This window comes from Rhizobium redzepovicii (assembly GCF_019793435.1).
GTDB lineage: Bacteria > Pseudomonadota > Alphaproteobacteria > Rhizobiales > Rhizobiaceae > Rhizobium > Rhizobium redzepovicii.
In genome coordinates this window covers 1-255 of record NZ_JAILYH010000126.1, presented here as the reverse complement: position 1 = coordinate 255, position 255 = coordinate 1, and the positions used below count along the sequence as shown (strand labels likewise).

The window sequence follows — 255 nt, the reverse complement described above, 5'->3', positions numbered from 1 at the left end:
AAGGCTACATCCGTTTCCAGGTCGACGTTGGTGATCAGCCGCTCAATGGCTCGGTCAGCAACGATTCGGATTGGGATGCCAAGACCCGCGGTCAGGTTCAGTTCACGGCCAAGAGCGACACCGAGTATGGTCCGCTGACCGGCGTCATCGTCATGCAGTTCAATGCTGACAACGCCTCGGATCAGGACGCCATCCTCGACTCCGCTTACCTCGACGTCGCGGGCTTCCGCGCCGGTCTGTTCTACAGCTGGTGGG

General features: G+C 60.4%; 1 protein-coding gene. It reads left to right on the top strand.

The genetic code is table 11. From position 1 onward, the window contains the following. A partial coding sequence (locus K6N12_RS33885) for a porin (protein ID WP_222149197.1) occupies positions 1–255 on the top strand: 255 nt, incomplete at both ends.